This is a genomic window from Marinomonas dokdonensis (assembly GCF_052747885.1).
Window position 1 is genome coordinate 321,710 of record NZ_JBRAND010000001.1, and the last position, 18,010, is coordinate 339,719.

The following is an 18,010-nucleotide window of genomic DNA, read 5'->3' on the forward strand; positions in this document are numbered from 1 at the left end:
ATGAGTCATCAACGTATTCGTATTGGTATGGTTGGCGGCGGTGATGGGGCTTTTATAGGCGCTGTACACCGTATTGCTAGTCGCATTGATGATCGCTTTGAATTGGTTGCTGGAGCACTTTCTTCTAACGCTCAAAGGGCACTAAGTTCCGCTTTGAATCTTGGTATTAGTCCAGATCGTAGTTACACGACTTATCAGGAAATGGCAGAACAAGAAGCACTGCGTGAAGACGGTATTCAAGCCGTCATTATCGTTACACCCAACCATATGCACTACCCAGTTGCTGCTTGTTTTTTAACACACAAAATCCATGTGATCTGTGATAAACCCGTCACTAAAGATTTAAAGGAAGCACAAGCGCTTCAAAAACTTGTAGCTGAATCAGGGGTATTTTTCGCCCTTACTCACAACTACACAGCTTACCCTATGGTACGTCAGGCAAAGCACTTTGTTGATACTGGAATACTAGGCGATTTACGTGTCATTCAAGTGGAATATGCTCAAGACTGGTTAACGGATAAAGCAGAAGCAACGGATAATAAACAAGCCCAATGGCGCACGGATCCAGAGAAGTCAGGTAAAGCGGGTTGCCTAGGTGACATAGGTACTCACGCATTCAATCTTGCGTGCTTTATTAGTGGTCAACACGTCATGAGTGTAGCGTCCGATCTTACGGCGTTTGTACCAGGAAGAAGACTGGATGATAACGTACATACCATGCTGCGATTTGGCAATGGTGCCAAGGGTATGTTGTGGGCAAGTCAGGTCGCTCCAGGCAATGAAAATGCGCTAAAAATCCGAGTATATGGCGAGTTAGCAGGCATCGAGTGGTGCCAAGAGTCCCCAAATCAACTCTGGTTAGCCAAGTTTGGCGAACCTAAGCAGCTCATCACCCGAGCGGGCCATGGCTCAAGCCCTCACCTAGCAGCACTGACGCGTGTTCCAGCAGGCCATCCTGAAGGTTACCTCGAAGGGTTTGCCAATCTTTATTTAGAAATTGCCGACGCCATTGAAGCCATCCAAGGTGGTACAAGCATCTATACCGCTCAGGGTCTAATCCCTAGTGTTGACGACGGGGTAGAAGGCATGAAGTTTATATCTGCTGTGTTAGCGTCTTCAGAGAATAACGGCGCTTGGTGCCCTCTCTCACCAACAGAAACTACAAGTGATGAGTGAGGGTAACAAAATGAATGAGCCAATCATGCAAATTCACAACATAGTAAAAGAGTTTTCTGGCGTAAGAGTACTTCATAAAATTACGCTAGATATTTATGGCAGTGAAGTACTAGGAATCTTGGGTGAGAATGGAGCAGGCAAATCCACTCTATTAAAAATCATTAGTGGCATCTATACGAAAACCGCAGGTGACATCAAAATTAATTGCAAAGAAGTCAATATTCAATCAGCGACGGATGCAAAGAAGCTGGGAATAGCGATGATCCCTCAAGAGTTCAACCTTATTAGTACTCTGAATGTGTTTGAGAACATTTTTCTCGGCAATGAGATTAAACGCAGAGGCTGGTTAGATAAAACGGCCATGCGTAATAAAGCAAAATCTTTACTAGAAGAGCTAAAGACTGAACTCAACCCAGAAGCCCTCATTGAAACCTTGAGTGTGGCAGAGAAACAGATGGTTGAAATTGCGAAAGCGCTAGTGAATGACTCGCAAATTCTCATTATGGATGAGCCAACAACGGTTTTAACCGATCACGAAGTGGAGATTTTCTTTGCCTTAGTTGATCGCTTGAAACAAAGAGGCGTGACGATTATTTTTATTTCTCACAAGCTGAAAGAAGTAAAATTTCTATGTGACCGCCTTGCGATCTTACGAGATGGTCACCTTGTCAGCGTAGATGATGTGAAAGATATTGATGAAGAGGATATGGCTCGAAAAATGGTCGGTAGGGAGCTTAATCAAATCTACCCTCCACTATCCGAACATCAACAAACAGATGTCTTAAACGTTCGTAATCTCTCTATTAAAGGTGTGCTTAAAAACATCAACTTTCACCTCAAAAAAGGGGAAGTTTTAGGTTTTGCTGGGCTAATCGGTGCGGGTAGAACAGAAACGGCTGAGGCGATCATGGGCCTCAGAAAAAAAGACAGTGGTGACCTAGAGATTTTTGGTAAACCTGCACAGATTGAGAACATTTCAGATGCGCTGAATTATAAACTAGCGTACCTGTCTGAAGACCGGCAGGGTAAGGGATTAATCATGAACTTTGATATTCCCAAAAACATCACCCTAATTTCACTAAAAGCCTATGTTAAAGGTCTCATTCAGCATAAAAAAGAGCAGTCTGTTGCTCGTGACTATGTTAATCGATTTGACATTAAAGCGGCTTCTATTCACTCCAACCTGATTAACTTAAGTGGTGGTAATCAGCAAAAAGTCTATCTATCAAAGTGGATGGATACCTCACCCAGTATTCTTATCCTCGACGAGCCTACCCGTGGCATAGATGTGAATACCAAAAAAGAAATTTATCACTTTATTCAAAGCCTGACGGAGCAAGGCGTTTCAGTCATTGTCATTTCATCTGAGCTGGAAGAAGTGATGGGCTTATCCCATCGCGTAATTGTTATGCGATCTGGCGAAATCATGGGTGAGCTAACCGGCGACGCCATCAATGAAAAAGAGATCATGCTGTATGCCGCAGGCTTAAAGCAGACCGCCAGCGGCTAATAAGCAGACTTGCCAATACCCATTTTCAAAATAACAACAATATAAAAGAGGTTTACTCATGTCTTTGATTCTTACACGCGTAAGACGGCTGGATTTGGCCACCTATGCGCCATTTATCGCCTTAGTTTTGCTAGTGCTATTTTCATCTATAGCCAGTGAACACTTCCTTATGCCTCGGAATATCACCAATGTCTTAAGACAAGTTTCCTATACTGGCATTATTGCGTTAGGAATGACTTTCGTCATTATCGCCGGGGGGATAGATCTATCAGTAGGATCAATGGTCGCCTTAGTAGGTGTCTTATCCATAATGATCATCAATGGCGTTGGCGATGGCTGGTGGGCAGTAGCCATGGCGGTATCATCGGCGATTGCATTAGGAGCAATGTTCGGAGCCATAAACGGGATCATAATCACCAAGGGTAAGGTCGCTTCCTTTATCGCTACCTTAGCAACCATGTCGATTTTTCGCTCCATGACGCTTTATATTAGTGATGCAGGAGAAATGGTTTCCGAAAACCCTCACTTTTCAGATATCGGTGGTGGCTATCTATGGGCAATCCCCTACCCTGTATGGATCTTTATCCTACTCGCCATCGCTTACCACATCATACTTAAACACAGTGCTTTTGGCCGCCATGTATGCGCTGTCGGCTCAAATGCCAAAGTTGCGTCCTATTCCGCCATAAAAGTACGTTGGGTCTACTTTCTTACCTTCTTAATTGCGGGTCTCTCGGTTGGTATCTCCGCAGTACTACTGGCTTCTCGTCTAAATTCAGTCAGTCCAGGAGACGCGGGACTGTTTTATGAGCTCGACGCCATAGCCGCAGTAGTAATTGGTGGAACTGCCCTAACAGGTGGTAAAGGCACTATTTGGGGCACAGTAATCGGCGCCATCATTCTCGGCATTATCAATAACATGATGAACTTAATGGGCATTTCACCTTACCTACAAGGCATGGTGAAAGGCTTAGTCATTCTTATCGCTGTACTCGTGCAGTTTAAAGGTGACCGTTAACCGCTTAGTTTTTCTTATGACAAGAGAAACAAGTATCCAAGATGCACAAAGCATCTTAATTATCTAAACCTGTAATACGGAGATAGACCATGAAATATAAGAATAAAATCATGAAAGTCGTTGCAGTCTTTACTATGCTATTTGCTTTTGTCAGCGCCAGCTATGCTGCCAAATATAAAGTAGGTGTTAGTGTGCCATCCGCTGACCACGGCTGGACCGCAGGACTGTTATGGTGGGCGAATAAAGCAGTAAAGGACCTAAAGGAACAGGAAAAAGACATAGAATTTTACGTGGTTGCCGCAAGCTCTGGCTCCAAACAAGTAGGTGATGTTGAAGACCTGATGATTCGAGGCATTGACGCCTTGGTTATCCTTCCTCACAACCCCGCGACACTGCAAAAAATCATCGAAGAAGCTTACAGCGAAGGCATATATACCGTTGTGGTTGACCGTGAACTCGCCACTCCCGCTCAAAATGTATTCATTGCTGGTGATAATGTCGGCTTAGGCCGCGTTGGTGCGCAATGGCTGGCGGAAGAAATGGACGGCAAAGGTAATGTTGTTGTGATCGAAGGCTTACAAATCCCGATCAATAAGCAACGCGTTGATGCTTTTAATGATGTTATGGCGGATTACCCAAAAATTAACATTCTTGATTCGCAACCGGGTGATTGGTCGACTCAAAAAGCCCTTTCAGTTATGGAAAACTTCTTACAAAAACACCCAAAAATTGATGCCGTTTGGTGCCAAGATGACGACATGTTAAAAGGTGTTCTAAAAGCCATCGAAGAATCCGGCCGCAAAGACATCAAAACGGTATTAGGTGGTGCAGGATCAAAAGACATTATTGAAATGATCCAAGCTGGCAGCAAAATGGTTCGCGCAACCGTAACATACAGCCCTTCTATGATCGCATCAGGTATTGCTCTTGCTGTACATGGTGTTAAAAACGAGAAATTAGGCTACTTGTACCATGAACCATCTCGAGTAATTCTAGGTGCAGACCTGGTGACCGAAGAGAACGCAGCGGATTATTATTTTAAAGACGCAGCTTATTAATAAAGAGTTACACATTGAAGCGCCAGGCCATTAGGGCTTCAACCTTAATGGCCGTTTTTCTCTAACAGAGCAGTAAAACGACAGTGTAAAAGATCAAAATAGCCTTATAGCACGAAGACAAAGCAGATACTGTCATCACCTAGATAGTGGTATTAAATTTATGGCAACAGTGAAAGACGTCGCCAAGCTCGCTGGGGTATCCACCGCCACAGTATCAAGAGCTCTGGCTAATCCAGAAATTGTTTCAGATGAAACCCGCTTAAAAGTTGAAAAAGCGGCAAAAGAAATGGATTACTTTCCCAATATACTCGCAAGAAACCTGCGTAAAAATGAGTCGCGAACCATTGTTGTTATCTTACCCAATATTGAAAGCCCTTTCTTCTCAGACGTCGTTCATGGTATCGAGGCACTTGCCCATAAACATAACTATAAACTGCTCATTGGTGACATAGGGAATGATGTCACACGTTTACAAAGCTATTTAGATCTTTATGAGACCAAGCAAATTGACGGCATATTATCCCTAACAGCAGATATACCCGAATCCATGATTATTAATCATAAAGGTGAAGTAAAATTACCCATGGTGATTGCGGCAGAGTACTTTTCTAATTTACCTATCCCAACGGTGCATATCGACAATCACTACAGTGCCAAGAAAGGTGTGGAATACCTCATAATGATGGGGCATCACAAAATAGCCTGCATCTCAGGAAAAAGCCAAAGCCCTATTTTTAAAGCTCGCATAATGGGCCATGTGGAAACATTAAAGAAATGGAAATTAGCGAATAATGAAGAGTACCTAATAGAAAGTGAGCTTGCTTTTATCGATGGCTATAATGCAGCCAAACAACTATTGACGTTAAAAAATGCACCTTCTGCAATTGTTTGTCATAGCGATGAGGCCGCTATTGGGGCGTTAAAAGCAGCACGAGACCTTGAGGTGGATGTTCCTCAGCAACTATCCATCATAGGCTTTGATAATCTTGCCCTAAGTGAATATTGTTACCCTGAATTAACAACCATCCACCAGCCACGGCAACTTATCGGTGAAACCTCTATAAAGCTTCTTCTAGACATCTTATCTGGGAAAAAGCCTAATCCAGAAATGACCTTACCTACTCAACTTATTGTTCGGGAAAGCTCCTGCCCTCCATCTATGGACCAGCGTCTGCCAACGGACTTATAGCAAGCATAAAAAAATAAGGGCCTGAGACTAACTTAGAGATTAATATCGCTAAATTATTCCAACACCCTTATCATGCGTGGTATAAAATTCTTATGACTTTTCCCTGCTGGTTAACGCAATAGGCTTGCTTTGCACGAACAACTTTTTCATATACAACTTGATCCAGATAGAACGCTGCAAGATCAAATCCGTGAACACCTAGTCAATCTGATTCTATCGGGGCGACTGCCGGTGGATCACCCGCTACCCTCTTCACGCAGCATGTCGCAAACACTAGGTGTCTCTCGCAATACCATAGTGCTGATTTATGAAAGCTTAGTAGACAGTGGTTACATTGAATCGAGAGCGAGAAAAGGCTTTTTCATAACTGAAGGTTTCCAGCAGCCAGATACGATAAATACCCAAGTAGATCAGGAAAGCAGCGCCCTGCCAGATTGGTCCGCACGTTTTAAGAAGCACCCTGGGGATGAACAAAACATCGTTAAGCCCAACGACTGGCAAGATTTCGAGTACCCCTTTATCTATGGGCAAATCCAGCGCAATTTTTTCCCGCTAGAGCAATGGCGCGACTCTGTGCGCAAAAGTATGAGCAGCAAGTGGAATAAGTATTGGGTCGACGATATGGTGGACCATGATGACCCATTGCTAATTGAGCAAATTCGCACACGCCTCTTGCCTCGTCGAGGCATTTACGTTGAGCCAAATGAAATTCTCATCACCATTGGTACTCAGAACTCATTGTATTTATTGGCAAATTTACTGTGTAATCCCAGTACTACTATGGGTATGGAAAACCCAGGATTCCGTGAAGCCCTTAATATCTTCTCTCTGTTCGATAGCAAGATCCACAATCAACCCGTAGACGAAGACGGCATCGTGCTAGATGAAGGGTTACACGATTGTGATTACCTCTACATCACCCCCAGTAATCAGGTGCCCACCGGTGCAGAGCTCAGCGCATCTAGGCGTCGTGATTTGCTAAAAATGGCGGTGGAAAAAGACTTTGTCATTATTGAAGATGACTACGATGCTGAAATAAACATGAAGGCAAACCCTCAACCCGCTTTGAAAGCGCAAGATAAAGACAATCGGGTTATCTATATTGCCAGTATGTCCAAGTCCATTTCGCCTGGGTTGCGCATGGGATTTATGGTGGCAGATGAAGAGCTAATCGCTGAAATGCGCTCTTTGCGTAGGCTAATGTATCGCCATCCGCCAATGAACAATCAGCGGCACTTAGCCCTATTTTTATCTCTGGGCTATTACGATACCTATTTAAAGAAACTGAGAGTAATTAACGCCTCAAAGCTAAAACGAATGGTAGAGGCGGTGAACATTCACCTGCCAGAAATGAAAACCTACGACAGTATCATTCAAGGAGCCACCTCACTTTGGTTGGCAGCTGACGAACAGGTAAATACTGAAGAAGTGGCGTGGCTGGCAGCCCGCAACAGTATTTTAATTGAGCCAGGGGCCGTCCATTTCACTTCCGAGATTGCCCCGCAAAACTTTTTCCGTTTAGGTTTTTCTGCCATTGAAACCCATAAAATCGAGCCTGGTATCCTAGCACTGAAAAAGGTATTCGAGCAGTTTTAATTCTCTGTGATAAACCTGCTTAGAATACCTATCCAGTCAAAAGGGTTAGCTGCTCACATAAGCCTATATTTGCAACGACCTAAGGCTGGTCATGCTAATCTATAAAAGACAAGTCCTAAACGAATACAAAACACAGCAGACTTAACAACGGACGCTTAACGTAAACTTGTTGTGAGGACTGCCAGATTTGTCGGACATGCTTTTTTAACAGCCCTACCACCTGCTTAATCGGTAGCAACCATTGGCCAAGCCAGCCTTGCTGATCAATCAACAACCCTGTGCCATATTGAATAACTTGGTTATCATCCCCTTTATACCAGCTACCGAACATCCGATCCCAAATGGCCAATATCACACCAAAGTTTTTATCATAATGTTCTCGTGCTAAAGAATGATGAAGCTGATGCTGTGCAGGTGAAATAAGCCATCTTTCAATTTTTTCACCATAACTTAAGGCGACACCAGAGTGGCGCAAATTCGCCCCGAGAACATTGAACACAAAAGAGCTGACGATCACCCCGAAGATTTGCCACAAACCAACCTGCTGAGGGAACAGCAAGAGGAACACACTGATCAACACACTTTGCACAGACAAAGAGCGCAGTAAAAACAACAAACCTTCAACTGGATGCGTCCGAAACACAGTAAAGGGAGTTAATACTTTGGCACTATGATGAACTTGATGAAAAGCCCACAAATAGGCATTTTTATGCAGACACCAATGAATAAAGAAACGCGAAAAGTCGTCCGCAAGAAAATAGCACAGGGTAAACAGTGCCATCACCCAAAGGTCTGGCCAACCTAATGAAAAAGCAGTAATACCCTGCTCTAACCAAAAAAAGTATAACCAGCTCACCCAAACCGCTTGGCTGAGCATTTTAGGAAGGATCAGCGCCAACAATAAACGATTGGCTATCCATAAGAGGTAGTCTGCCCGAGCAGAAGGATGCCACCAAACTCGCCATGATAATAAGGCTGACATACGCCCAAAGCCTTGCTTCCCATAGCGCCAATAAAAAATGGCTGCCGCGGTCAGGAACGCTGAGATCAAATAGACAAAGGAAACTCTTTTTCCCATATCAAAGAAAGAGGAGAAGGCTCTCGCCAACTCCTCTTCCAACCAGCCTAAATAGACTTCAAACATATAATACTAACAACAAATTAATCGTTTTCAGCGCTGTTGCCTGCTGCATTAATTTGCTTCAGTACATCACTCATGCCCGCAGTACGGTCATTAAGCTTCGCTTTTAGATTGAATGCTTGAGCCAACAAGTTCTGAGTTTTAATCATGTTAAGCTTGTATTCTTGCATGGTCACAGCGCTCGCTTGAACAAAGCCACCTTTGCCGTCTTGCGCAACCACTTGCGTGTTACCAAACAAAATTGGGCTAAAGCCAATTAAGCGATCTAAGCCCGCTTGAGCATTACCAAGATCACGACCTGCACCTTCAAGTGCTAAAGCAAAGCCTTTTAGCTCGCCCCAATGTTTTACATAGTTACGGTAAGCTTTTTTCACATCACCGTGAGCTTCTTCAATGATGGCAATTTTTTCAATGTCTGAGTAAACACTACCAGCATATTTGTAAGCCGCTTCCGCAATCACTTGTTGCCAAGCGGTAGCAATAATTTTCGCCTGCTCTTTAATCGCACTACGCTGAGCATCGGTTAATACTTCACCCTTTGCTGAAGTGATAACTTTACGGCCATCGATAAAGGCTTGCATTATGGTATGGAAGTAATTGGTACCAGCGCTCGCATCAACACTTGCCGCATAGTAAGCGTGGGCATAAGCCATTTCAGATTTTAGATCGACAACACCATCACCGTTTGCATCGGCTTTGGAGAACACAGCAGGGTCAAGCTTAGTAATTTGAACCACTTCTTTCGCCGTTAATGACATACCATTTACCGGTGCACCGAAGTAACCAAAAGCTTCATCCCAAACGTGCTCTTTACCTGTGTAAGCTGTGCCTTTTTTGTAAGCTTGATCATTAGGATGCTGATCCGCTTCCAGCTTTTCTTCTAAATAATGGTTAACGGCTTTGTTATAAAACACGGCACCCATAGCGAATTTAGACACCAACTGGGTGTAGTCATAACCGTTAACTGGGTCATAACCGTTTTTCGTTTTGCCCGCTAACGTCACAAGTTGTTGTAGCAACTCTTGACCCGTTGGGTTGCCCGGCCAGCCTGTTACCACACCATCGTAGGCACTTGATAGCAGGTCTTTGCCTTTAGACAATTCATCGATTTGAGTTTGCTTAACCTTGAAACCGTCTTTTGAAACTGGGTCTAGAATCTCTAATCCGCTTGCTTTGCTAGAAAGATATTGCAGCATTGTTGCTTCATCACCTTTGCTAACCACTTTTTTCAAAGAGTTATGCAGGGCATGACGTGCAATTTGGCCACCGTAAGATACAGAAGACGTTGCATCACCTTTATAGCCTTGTAGCGTGATATCAAAAGCATATTGATCTGCTGCAATAGAGTGCGCTGAAAATGCTACACATAGGCCTAAGAGTGTTTTTTTCATGGTTATTTTTCCTATTTTAATGAACAAAACTTGGCAACGCTTAGCAAGCAAGCGTAGTTAATTGGCACACAAAATAGCAGTAGTGAGAATAAGTATCAACATCAATTGTGATCCCGTTACCTTTTTATACAAAAAGTATCATATTGGCGCAGATACAGTGATTATCCCTACAAATTACAGGGATTAGATAAATTACTTACAAAATACTGACAGAGGGCTTTTAGAAAGAAATGCAGAGACAAAAAAGCCCCGACGCTGTGAATAAACACTAACCGTCGAGGCTTTATAATTTGGTAGGGCTAGGCAGATTCGAACTGCCGACCTCATCCATGTCAAGGATGCGCTCTAACCAACTGAGCTATAGTCCTAAAAAGTGTGGGCTATTATACCCAGCGAAGGGCTTTTGACAAGCCTCTTGGCACAATTTTTTAACGAGATCCAAAGATAGATTTAATCAGGTTGGAATCAATAATTCGTGGCCGATCACCTGGTCAATAAGGTGATAAGGCACTTTGTAATTTTTACCTTTAAATTTAACCAAGGCATAGTCGTAGCACATTTCCAGCACGGTACAATTGACGATTACACCGTTATCAATCACCCGAATAATATTGTAATTACGTAATGTAATAGCCATCTTTTTTTCAACCCAAGCCTTTTAGGCTTCACCCACATCTTTTAACTTTCGTTGTAACTGACGAATTTGATCTCGATAGCCCGCCGCTAATTCAAACTTCAACTCTTCTGAAGCCAGAATCATTTCTTTTTGCAGCTGTACTATGGCTTTTCTAACCTGAGCTACATCTTCCATGCTTTCAACTTGGTAGTCTTTAGCTGTTTCCGCTACCTTCTTAACCTTGCTGCCACGCTTACCGGCACCAGGGTTGTAAGCCCCTTCCATAATATCTTCTACTGACTTACTAATGCCCATTGGGGTAATGCCATGAGCTTCATTATGGGCCTGTTGTTTTTCACGACGACGCTCTGTTTCACTTATGGCACGCTCCATAGAGCCCGTAATTCGGTCTGCATATAAGATGGCTTTACCTTTCACGTTACGAGCGGCACGACCTATAGTCTGAATTAACGACTTCTCAGATCGTAAGAAACCTTCTTTATCCGCATCAAGTATGGCCACTAAGCTGACTTCAGGAATGTCCAAGCCCTCTCGTAGCAGGTTAATCCCTACTAGCACGTCGAACTCGCCCAAACGCAAATCGCGGATAATCTCCACTCGCTCAACAGTATCAATATCTGAGTGCAAATAGCGCACACGAATACCATGTTCATGGAGGTAGTCTGTTAAATCTTCTGCCATTCGTTTGGTTAAAGTGGTCACCAGCACCCGCTCACCTAAGGGCAAACGCAGGTTAATTTCGGACAATAAATCGTCCACCTGGGTAGCGACAGGACGTACTTCTAGCTCAGGGTCGATCAAGCCAGTTGGACGGACAATTTGCTCCACCACCCAGTCTTGGTGTTCTTCTTCATATTTACCAGGCGTTGCAGAAACAAAAATGGTTTGAGGTTTAATTTGTTCCCACTCTTCGAAACGCATAGGTCGATTGTCCATGGCTGAAGGCAAACGGAAACCGTACTCCACTAGATTTTCTTTGCGGGAACGATCGCCTTTATACATAGCGCCAATCTGTGACACGGTCACGTGCGATTCATCGATCACCAACAACGCATTGTCAGGTAAGTAATCAAACAAAGTCGGCGGTGGTGACCCTTCTTCACGACCGGATAAATAACGAGAGTAGTTTTCGATACCAGAGCAATACCCCAACTCTTGCATCATTTCTAAATCATATCGAGTGCGTTGCTCTAAACGCTGCATCTCTACCAATTTATTGAGTGATTTAAGTTGCTCTAATCGTTCGTCCAACTCTACTTTGATGCGCTCTATCGCCGCTTGCACGGTCTCTTTTGGTGTGACGTAATGGGTTTTCGGGTAAATAGTAATGCGAGGCACTTTACGCAATGTTTTATTCGTCAATGGATCGATCAGGGATAACTGTTCAACTTCATCATCAAACAACTCGATACGCATCGCTGTGTCTTCGGAATCCGCTGGGAAGACTTCAATCACATCACCACGCACGCGGAAGTTGCCGCGTTCAAGTACCAAATCGTTACGGGTATATTGCAACTCCGCCAAGCGACGCAATACAGCACGCTGATCAATACGATCGCCTCGATCAAGGTGCAACATCATTTTTAAATAAGACTGAGGGTCGCCCAAGCCATAAATGGCAGATACGGTGGCAACAATAATAACATCTTGCCGTTCTAATAAGGCTTTTGTCGCTGACAGACGCATCTGTTCAATGTGCTCATTGACCGAAGCATCTTTTTCTATAAAGGTGTCCGATGCTGCGACATAGGCTTCAGGTTGGTAGTAGTCGTAGTAGGAAACAAAGTATTCCACCGCATTGTTGGGGAAAAACTCTTTAAACTCCCCATACAATTGAGCCGCCAGGGTTTTGTTATGGGCCATGATAATGGTGGGTCGCTTCACTTGGGAAATGACATTGGCTACCGTATAAGTTTTACCAGAACCCGTCACCCCCAACAAAGTTTGGTGAGCCAAGCCCGACTCAACCCCCTTAACAAGTTTTTCAATGGCTTTAGGCTGATCACCTGCTGGCGAATAAGATGAAACGACTTGAAATTCTTCCGACACGACTCTTTCCTAGGCTGTGCAATCAATGACACAGATTAACAAATTTTGTTACTAACGTGTGGTTTTTCCTCGTTTTCATGAGGGTTAAACCGGAGCATTTGCACTTTTTCTGCACAGAGATCTTCTTTACTAAGCTCAGTCATAAATATAACATTAGGAAATAAGCTTATAACGTTTAGGTGAATCATGTTTACATCGAGCCAACTCTCTCCCTCCTCATTACAGGCACACGCTTTTTTCGATCAAGCCAGCTTTACGGTAACGTATATTCTTGAAGATGAAGCCAGCCACCAATGCGCCATTATTGATTCAGTGCTTGATTTTGACCATGGGGCGAGTCAGACCAATACAGAGTCTGCAGACAAAATAATCCACTTCATCCAACAACGACAATTATCACTGCAATGGCTATTAGAGACCCATGTACACGCTGACCACCTGTCGGCGGCTCCTTACATACAAAAGCAACTTGGGGGTAAGATCGTCATTGGTGAACATATTGATACGGTACAACAAACCTTTTCGAAACTACTGAATTTAGATGAAAAGCAGCAGGTCAAAGCAAACGTATTCGATTTATTGGTTAACGAGACAAGCCAATTACCACTCGGCCAGCATAGCATTAAGGTGTTGCACACACCGGGTCACACCCCTGCCTGTGTATGTTATTTAATTGGCGGAGCAGCCTTTGTTGGTGACACTCTATTCATGCCAGATTACGGTACAGCACGTTGTGATTTCCCCGGTGGAAATGCGGCTCAACTTTACCAATCCATTCAAAAAATATTCGCTTTGGGTGACGAGACTCGCCTTTTCATGTGCCACGACTACAAAGCCCCAAACCGTGATTTTTACGCTTGGGAAACCACGGTCGCAGAACAAAAAGCACACAATCTGCATATTCGATCTGGCATTAACCAAGAAGATTTTTGCCACATGCGAAATCAAAAGGACGCCACGTTGAAAATGCCTAAATTGATTTGGCCCAGTGTACAAATCAACATGCGAGCAGGACATTTACCCCCTGCAGAAAGCAACGGCCAACACTATTTAAAAACGCCCATCACTTTGGCTTAATCTATGACCTCTAAACTTGCAAAATACCTACCCGCCAGCGTATGGCTAAAAACCTACAATAAAACATCGTTTAAGAACGATACCGTAGCCAGTTTGATTTTTACCATCATGGTTATCCCGCAAAGTTTGGCTTACGCCATGCTGGCAGGCTTACCTGCGATCACAGGCTTATATGCCAGTATTTTGCCCTCTATTCTGTATTCTTTATTCGGAACTAGTCGTTCATTAGCGGTAGGTCCAGTCGCTCTCACCTCGGTCATGACGGCCTCTGCCATTTTGCCTTTTGCCACCACTGGCAGTGAGCACTACGCCACCATTGCGATTTTGCTGGCTTTTATGTCTGGGGTGTTTTTGATGGTATTAAGCTTATTAAAATTGGGCTTTTTGACTAATCTACTGAGCCACCCTGTTGTTTCTGGCTTTATTAGCGCTTCCGCTCTGCTCATAGTTATCGGCCAAGTAAAATACTTGTTAGGCATTGAATCTTCGGGGAGCACGCTATTCCCCCTAGCTCGTAGCCTCTACGGCCACGCATCAGAGGTCAACCTACCTACCCTAACACTAAGTACCGTCGCCATCATCGCCTTACTTATTATGCGCCGCTACTTTGCCCGCTTTCTAGAAAAGTGCGGTTGTTCCCAGCAATATGTACAGCTGTTTGGCAAGTCAGGTCCAGTATTGGTGGTGGTTTTGACGACTGTGACGGTTGCTTGGTTATCCTTAGATGAAATGGGCGTAAGTATTATTGGCGCTGTACCTAGCACGCCTTTAGGTCTGAACTTCCAACAACTTAGCTGGCAACTGGTGAAAGAGCTGTTACCTAACGCTGTGCTCATTAGCATTGTTGGTTTTATAGGTTCGGTCTCTGTGGCTCAGTCATTTGCCGCCAAACGACGCCAGGACATAGACCCAAACCAAGAGTTAGTCGGCTTGGGTCTTGCCAATATTGGCTCTGCGGCTTGCGGGGCATTTCCAGTGACGGGTGGATTTTCGCGTACCGTGTTAAACGCCGATTGTGGCTCTACTAGCCCAATGACAGGCATCATTTCTGCACTCTTTATTTTGCTCACTCTGCTATTTTTAACACCCTTATTTTATTATCTGCCTAAAGCGATTCTCGCCGCCATTATCTCTCTTTCAATGCTGCAATTAGTCAGTGTCGCCGACCTCAAAGATTTATGGCGATTCTCTAAGAAAGAAGCCAGCTTGCTGATCATCACTTTCACTGTGGTCATGATAGAGGGCATGGAGACAGGGCTGATTGTTGGCGTGGTACTTTCGATCTTGTTTTTCCTATGGCACACCAGCCATCCCCATATTGCGATTGTCGGCCGCTTACCGGGAACTGAGCATTATCGGAATGTTCAGCGCTTTGCGGTAGAAACGCACCCTACTATTTTGACGGTACGTATCGATGAGAATCTATTTTTTGCCAACGCGCGTGTATTCGAGGAAAGGTTGCAGTACTTGGTTTCCCAAAATAGAGAAATAAAACATTTGGTACTCATGTGTACCGCCATCAATATGATCGATGCTAGCGCCTTACAAAGCCTGGAAAAAATAGTCGATAGGCTAAAAGATTCAGGGGTAAAACTACATTTGTCTGAGGTGAAAGGCCCTATTATGGATAGGTTAAAAGACTCTACTTTAATCGAGCATCTTAGTGGAAAAATTTTCATTAGCCAGCATGAAGCCATCAAGGAACTAGAAGATAAATAACCCGATTAAAGGAAATTCACCTTCTAGTTCAGCACCTTCACCCTTAATTTATTCGGCTTCTTGTACCCGAATCAAGGTTTGGTTACGGCTCACTAGGGCCTGGCCAATACCCTTTACTTTCACCAGATCCTCAATGGATTTAAAGGGCCCATGCTGTTCTCGGTATTCGATAATCGCTTGCGCTTTTTTGTCTCCAACGCCCTTCATCACTACTGCCAATTCCTTGGCATTCGCAGTATTAATGTCTAAAGGCGTGGCAGCCCACAAACTTGTTGATATAAAAAGCACACTCATAACAAACACAGCGCGCTTCATTAGAGATCGCATGACATAGATAGAATGTTTCATAAAGAATCCTTCCTTATTAAAGCATTTGATTAGAGGCTTCCAGCCATAAAAAAACCGCTTCTCATTGGAGAAGCGGTTTAAGAATAGAAGTAAGCCTAATTATCTTTCAAAGGCTATTCGCAACGATTTGCGCCAATTTGTAAGCTTATATTGCCACACCTAAATCTTGGTTAGATTGTGTTAATACAGCAATCGGATCGTCTGCTTGCGTGATTGGACGCCCCATTACTAAATAATGACTGCCCGCCGCCATGGCTTGGGCTGGTGTCATAATACGTTTCTGATCCCCTTGAGCAGAGCCCACGGGGCGAATGCCCGGCGTCACTAAGACAAAGTCTTTACCAAGCTCGCTAGATAACATTGCGGATTCTTGGGCCGAACACACGACACCATCCATGCCAGAAGACTTAGCCAAGCTTGCCAAGCGTTTAACGTGCTGTTCTGGAGTTAGGTCAATGCCTACTTCCAATAAGTCGGATTGATCCATACTGGTTAAAACGGTTACCGCTATTAATAGGGTATTTTGATCGGGAAGTTGCTGTAGCGCATTGGCCGAGGCTTCCATCATGCGGCGACCACCACTGGCATGGACATTGACCATCCACACGCCAGCCTTTGCCGCGACAGACACAGCGTTCGCGACTGTGTTTGGGATGTCATGAAATTTTAGATCGAGGAAAATATCAAATCCCAAATTATGCAACTCATCCAAAATTACAGGACCTGCTGTGGTGAAAAGCTCTTTTCCCACCTTCACTCGGCATAGTTTTGGATCCAGTCGTTTCGCCATCTCAATGGATTGCGCCATGGTTGGAAAGTCTAGGGCAACCACTATAGGGGATTGGCAGCTCATTCAATGTCCTCTTATCTAAAGTTCAAATGTCAGGGCAAACTAGTATTGGAAGGAATACCCCTTGGCAGAAAGCTATTCGCCTTCTAAGCCATGAATCGGTTTCACCATGCCCCAGCTTTTACAGCTTGGGCATTGCCAGTGCAGCTGATGACCAGCAAAACCACATTGTCGGCACTGGTATTTGTGCTTCGCTTCAACTAATTGATTGATCAGTTCATACAGCACCACAAGGTGCTGTTGGTCATAATCATCACTATCGGCTAATTGTAGGTTAATCAGTTCTTTAAAGCCTTTAATGGTCGGGTGAGCACGTAACTGCTCCACCAAAAACATCTCAGCATAATCCTTATCGGTTTCACGATAATGGGCCACCAACGCCATAATTAAACTGGCAGAAGGTTTCTTTTGGTTCTGTTCCTGAAGGAATTTGAAATAGCCACTGCTGCCCCAAATACGCTGATAACTGTCTTGGAGCTTAGGCAAAATAATCGAGATAAACTCTGGATCTTGCTCCGCAGCGTGTTTTAACTCTTTTATGGCATCACGATAGCGACGTTGCTGGCTTAGCACATCGGCCGCACCGATACTGGCTCGAACACAACTTGGGTCAACCTCTAAAGCGGATTTGTAGAATTGATAAGCCTGTCGCCACTGCTCTTTTTTCTGAGCTTCACTGGCCATTTCACAATGGAAGTGGGCAATTCGTTTAGTCTCTTTCTTACTCGGTACTTCTTTCAGTAACTCGCCACCAATTTGAATGGCCTTATCCCAGCTCTGCTCAAACTCGTACAAATCTACTAACAGGGTAAGAATTTTCGGCTGGAATTCATTTTTCTTAGCTGACGCCATGTTGAGTAAAAGCCTGCCTGCTCGGTCTAGCAAACCTGCAGACATAAAGTCACTGGCCAACTCGAGTTGCACCATACGCATTTCACGCTGGGAAATTTCTGGACGGGCTAAGAGGCTTTGATGGATATTGATTGCCTTTTGAATTTCACCTTTTTTACGGAACAAGTTGCCCAATGTTAGGTGAATATCAAAGGTTTCGGAATTGACTTCTAGTGAGTCGACGAAAGCATCAATGGCTTCCGAGTGCTGATCATTAAGAAGGTGATTTAGGCCGCGAAAGTAGTTTGCAGGGACTGATTTTTTGTCCTGCTTTGGTTTCTTCGAAGGGCTTTTTTTCCCCATTGCCCAGCCAACAAACAGGGCAATAAAAAGAACCAGAAATAACCCGACTTCGGCCAA

At 44.1% G+C, this 18,010-nt stretch carries 15 protein-coding genes and 1 tRNA gene; 8 read left to right on the plus strand and 8 right to left on the minus strand.

What is annotated here, in order from left to right:
- The 6 genes from ACUM5Y_RS01470 (at window position 1) to pdxR (ending at window position 7,547) form a co-directional block, all read left to right on the plus strand.
- Window positions 1-1,176 carry a Gfo/Idh/MocA family protein gene (locus tag ACUM5Y_RS01470; protein ID WP_445975074.1) on the plus strand — a complete coding sequence of 392 codons (1,176 nt, stop codon included), beginning with the start codon at window positions 1-3 and terminating at the stop codon, window positions 1,174-1,176.
- Window positions 1,177-1,186: 10 nt separating this feature from the next.
- Window positions 1,187-2,686: a sugar ABC transporter ATP-binding protein gene (locus tag ACUM5Y_RS01475; RefSeq protein WP_445975075.1), complete on the plus strand. Its 1,500-nt coding sequence runs from the start codon at window positions 1,187-1,189 to the stop codon at window positions 2,684-2,686.
- Window positions 2,687-2,744: 58 nt separating this feature from the next.
- The gene (locus ACUM5Y_RS01480) at window positions 2,745-3,704 is read left to right on the plus strand and encodes an ABC transporter permease (RefSeq protein ID WP_445975076.1); all 960 of its coding nucleotides are present in this window, start codon (window positions 2,745-2,747) and stop codon (window positions 3,702-3,704) included.
- Window positions 3,705-3,793: 89 nt separating this feature from the next.
- Window positions 3,794-4,762, plus strand: a complete 969-nt coding sequence (locus tag ACUM5Y_RS01485) for a substrate-binding domain-containing protein (RefSeq protein WP_445975077.1) — start codon at window positions 3,794-3,796, stop codon at window positions 4,760-4,762.
- 160 nt (window positions 4,763-4,922) lie between these two features.
- Entirely contained in the window at window positions 4,923-5,951 is a 1,029-nt protein-coding gene (locus ACUM5Y_RS01490) for a LacI family DNA-binding transcriptional regulator (RefSeq protein WP_445975078.1), read from the plus strand.
- 129 nt (window positions 5,952-6,080) lie between these two features.
- Window positions 6,081-7,547 (plus strand): MocR-like pyridoxine biosynthesis transcription factor PdxR, encoded by a 1,467-nt coding sequence (gene pdxR, locus ACUM5Y_RS01495; RefSeq protein WP_445975079.1) that lies wholly within the window; start codon window positions 6,081-6,083, stop codon window positions 7,545-7,547.
- Window positions 7,548-7,662: 115 nt separating this feature from the next.
- Here the strand turns inward: pdxR and ACUM5Y_RS01500 are convergent, their stop codons facing one another.
- The 5 genes from ACUM5Y_RS01500 to uvrB form a co-directional block, all read right to left on the minus strand.
- Window positions 7,663-8,691, minus strand: coding sequence for a sterol desaturase family protein (locus ACUM5Y_RS01500; RefSeq protein ID WP_445975080.1), 1,029 nt, complete (start codon window positions 8,689-8,691; stop codon window positions 7,663-7,665).
- A gap of 17 nt (window positions 8,692-8,708) precedes the next feature.
- Window positions 8,709-10,079 (minus strand): DUF4856 domain-containing protein, encoded by a 1,371-nt coding sequence (locus ACUM5Y_RS01505; RefSeq protein ID WP_445975081.1) that lies wholly within the window; start codon window positions 10,077-10,079, stop codon window positions 8,709-8,711.
- Window positions 10,080-10,370: 291 nt separating this feature from the next.
- Window positions 10,371-10,447, minus strand: a tRNA-Val gene (locus ACUM5Y_RS01510).
- A gap of 86 nt (window positions 10,448-10,533) precedes the next feature.
- The gene (locus ACUM5Y_RS01515; protein WP_445975082.1) at window positions 10,534-10,716 is read right to left on the minus strand and encodes a hypothetical protein; all 183 of its coding nucleotides are present in this window, start codon (window positions 10,714-10,716) and stop codon (window positions 10,534-10,536) included.
- 21 nt (window positions 10,717-10,737) lie between these two features.
- Window positions 10,738-12,765: an excinuclease ABC subunit UvrB gene (uvrB, locus tag ACUM5Y_RS01520; protein ID WP_445975083.1), complete on the minus strand. Its 2,028-nt coding sequence runs from the start codon at window positions 12,763-12,765 to the stop codon at window positions 10,738-10,740.
- Window positions 12,766-12,951: 186 nt separating this feature from the next.
- Here uvrB and ACUM5Y_RS01525 point away from each other — a divergent pair, with 186 nt between their 5' ends.
- Window positions 12,952-13,842 (plus strand): MBL fold metallo-hydrolase, encoded by an 891-nt coding sequence (locus ACUM5Y_RS01525; RefSeq protein ID WP_445975084.1) that lies wholly within the window; start codon window positions 12,952-12,954, stop codon window positions 13,840-13,842.
- Between the two features lie 3 nt (window positions 13,843-13,845).
- Window positions 13,846-15,561 carry a SulP family inorganic anion transporter gene (locus tag ACUM5Y_RS01530; RefSeq protein WP_445975085.1) on the plus strand — a complete coding sequence of 572 codons (1,716 nt, stop codon included), beginning with the start codon at window positions 13,846-13,848 and terminating at the stop codon, window positions 15,559-15,561.
- A gap of 48 nt (window positions 15,562-15,609) precedes the next feature.
- Here ACUM5Y_RS01530 and ACUM5Y_RS01535 read toward each other — a convergent pair whose 3' ends face one another.
- The 3 genes from ACUM5Y_RS01535 to lapB form a co-directional block, all read right to left on the minus strand.
- Window positions 15,610-15,909, minus strand: a complete 300-nt coding sequence (locus ACUM5Y_RS01535) for a ComEA family DNA-binding protein (RefSeq protein WP_445975086.1) — start codon at window positions 15,907-15,909, stop codon at window positions 15,610-15,612.
- Between the two features lie 145 nt (window positions 15,910-16,054).
- Window positions 16,055-16,762 (minus strand): orotidine-5'-phosphate decarboxylase, encoded by a 708-nt coding sequence (gene pyrF, locus ACUM5Y_RS01540; RefSeq protein WP_445975087.1) that lies wholly within the window; start codon window positions 16,760-16,762, stop codon window positions 16,055-16,057.
- Window positions 16,763-16,834: 72 nt separating this feature from the next.
- Window positions 16,835-18,010 carry a lipopolysaccharide assembly protein LapB gene (gene lapB / locus ACUM5Y_RS01545; protein WP_445975088.1) on the minus strand — a complete coding sequence of 392 codons (1,176 nt, stop codon included), beginning with the start codon at window positions 18,008-18,010 and terminating at the stop codon, window positions 16,835-16,837.

Bases quoted from the DNA above. Each gene is read 5' to 3' on its own strand.
- ACUM5Y_RS01470 (WP_445975074.1), top strand. From the start codon at position 1: ATGAGTCATCAACGTATTCGTATTGGTATGGTTGGCGGCGGTGATGGG.
- ACUM5Y_RS01475 (WP_445975075.1), top strand. From the start codon at position 1,187: ATGAATGAGCCAATCATGCAAATTCACAACATAGTAAAAGAGTTTTCT.
- ACUM5Y_RS01480 (WP_445975076.1), top strand. From the start codon at position 2,745: ATGTCTTTGATTCTTACACGCGTAAGACGGCTGGATTTGGCCACCTAT.
- ACUM5Y_RS01485 (WP_445975077.1), top strand. From the start codon at position 3,794: ATGAAATATAAGAATAAAATCATGAAAGTCGTTGCAGTCTTTACTATG.
- ACUM5Y_RS01490 (WP_445975078.1), top strand. From the start codon at position 4,923: ATGGCAACAGTGAAAGACGTCGCCAAGCTCGCTGGGGTATCCACCGCC.
- ACUM5Y_RS01500 (WP_445975080.1), bottom strand. From the start codon at position 8,691: ATGTTTGAAGTCTATTTAGGCTGGTTGGAAGAGGAGTTGGCGAGAGCC.
- ACUM5Y_RS01505 (WP_445975081.1), bottom strand. From the start codon at position 10,079: ATGAAAAAAACACTCTTAGGCCTATGTGTAGCATTTTCAGCGCACTCT.
- ACUM5Y_RS01515 (WP_445975082.1), bottom strand. From the start codon at position 10,716: ATGGCTATTACATTACGTAATTACAATATTATTCGGGTGATTGATAAC.
- ACUM5Y_RS01525 (WP_445975084.1), top strand. From the start codon at position 12,952: ATGTTTACATCGAGCCAACTCTCTCCCTCCTCATTACAGGCACACGCT.
- ACUM5Y_RS01530 (WP_445975085.1), top strand. From the start codon at position 13,846: ATGACCTCTAAACTTGCAAAATACCTACCCGCCAGCGTATGGCTAAAA.
- ACUM5Y_RS01535 (WP_445975086.1), bottom strand. From the start codon at position 15,909: ATGAAACATTCTATCTATGTCATGCGATCTCTAATGAAGCGCGCTGTG.
- pyrF (WP_445975087.1), bottom strand. From the start codon at position 16,762: ATGAGCTGCCAATCCCCTATAGTGGTTGCCCTAGACTTTCCAACCATG.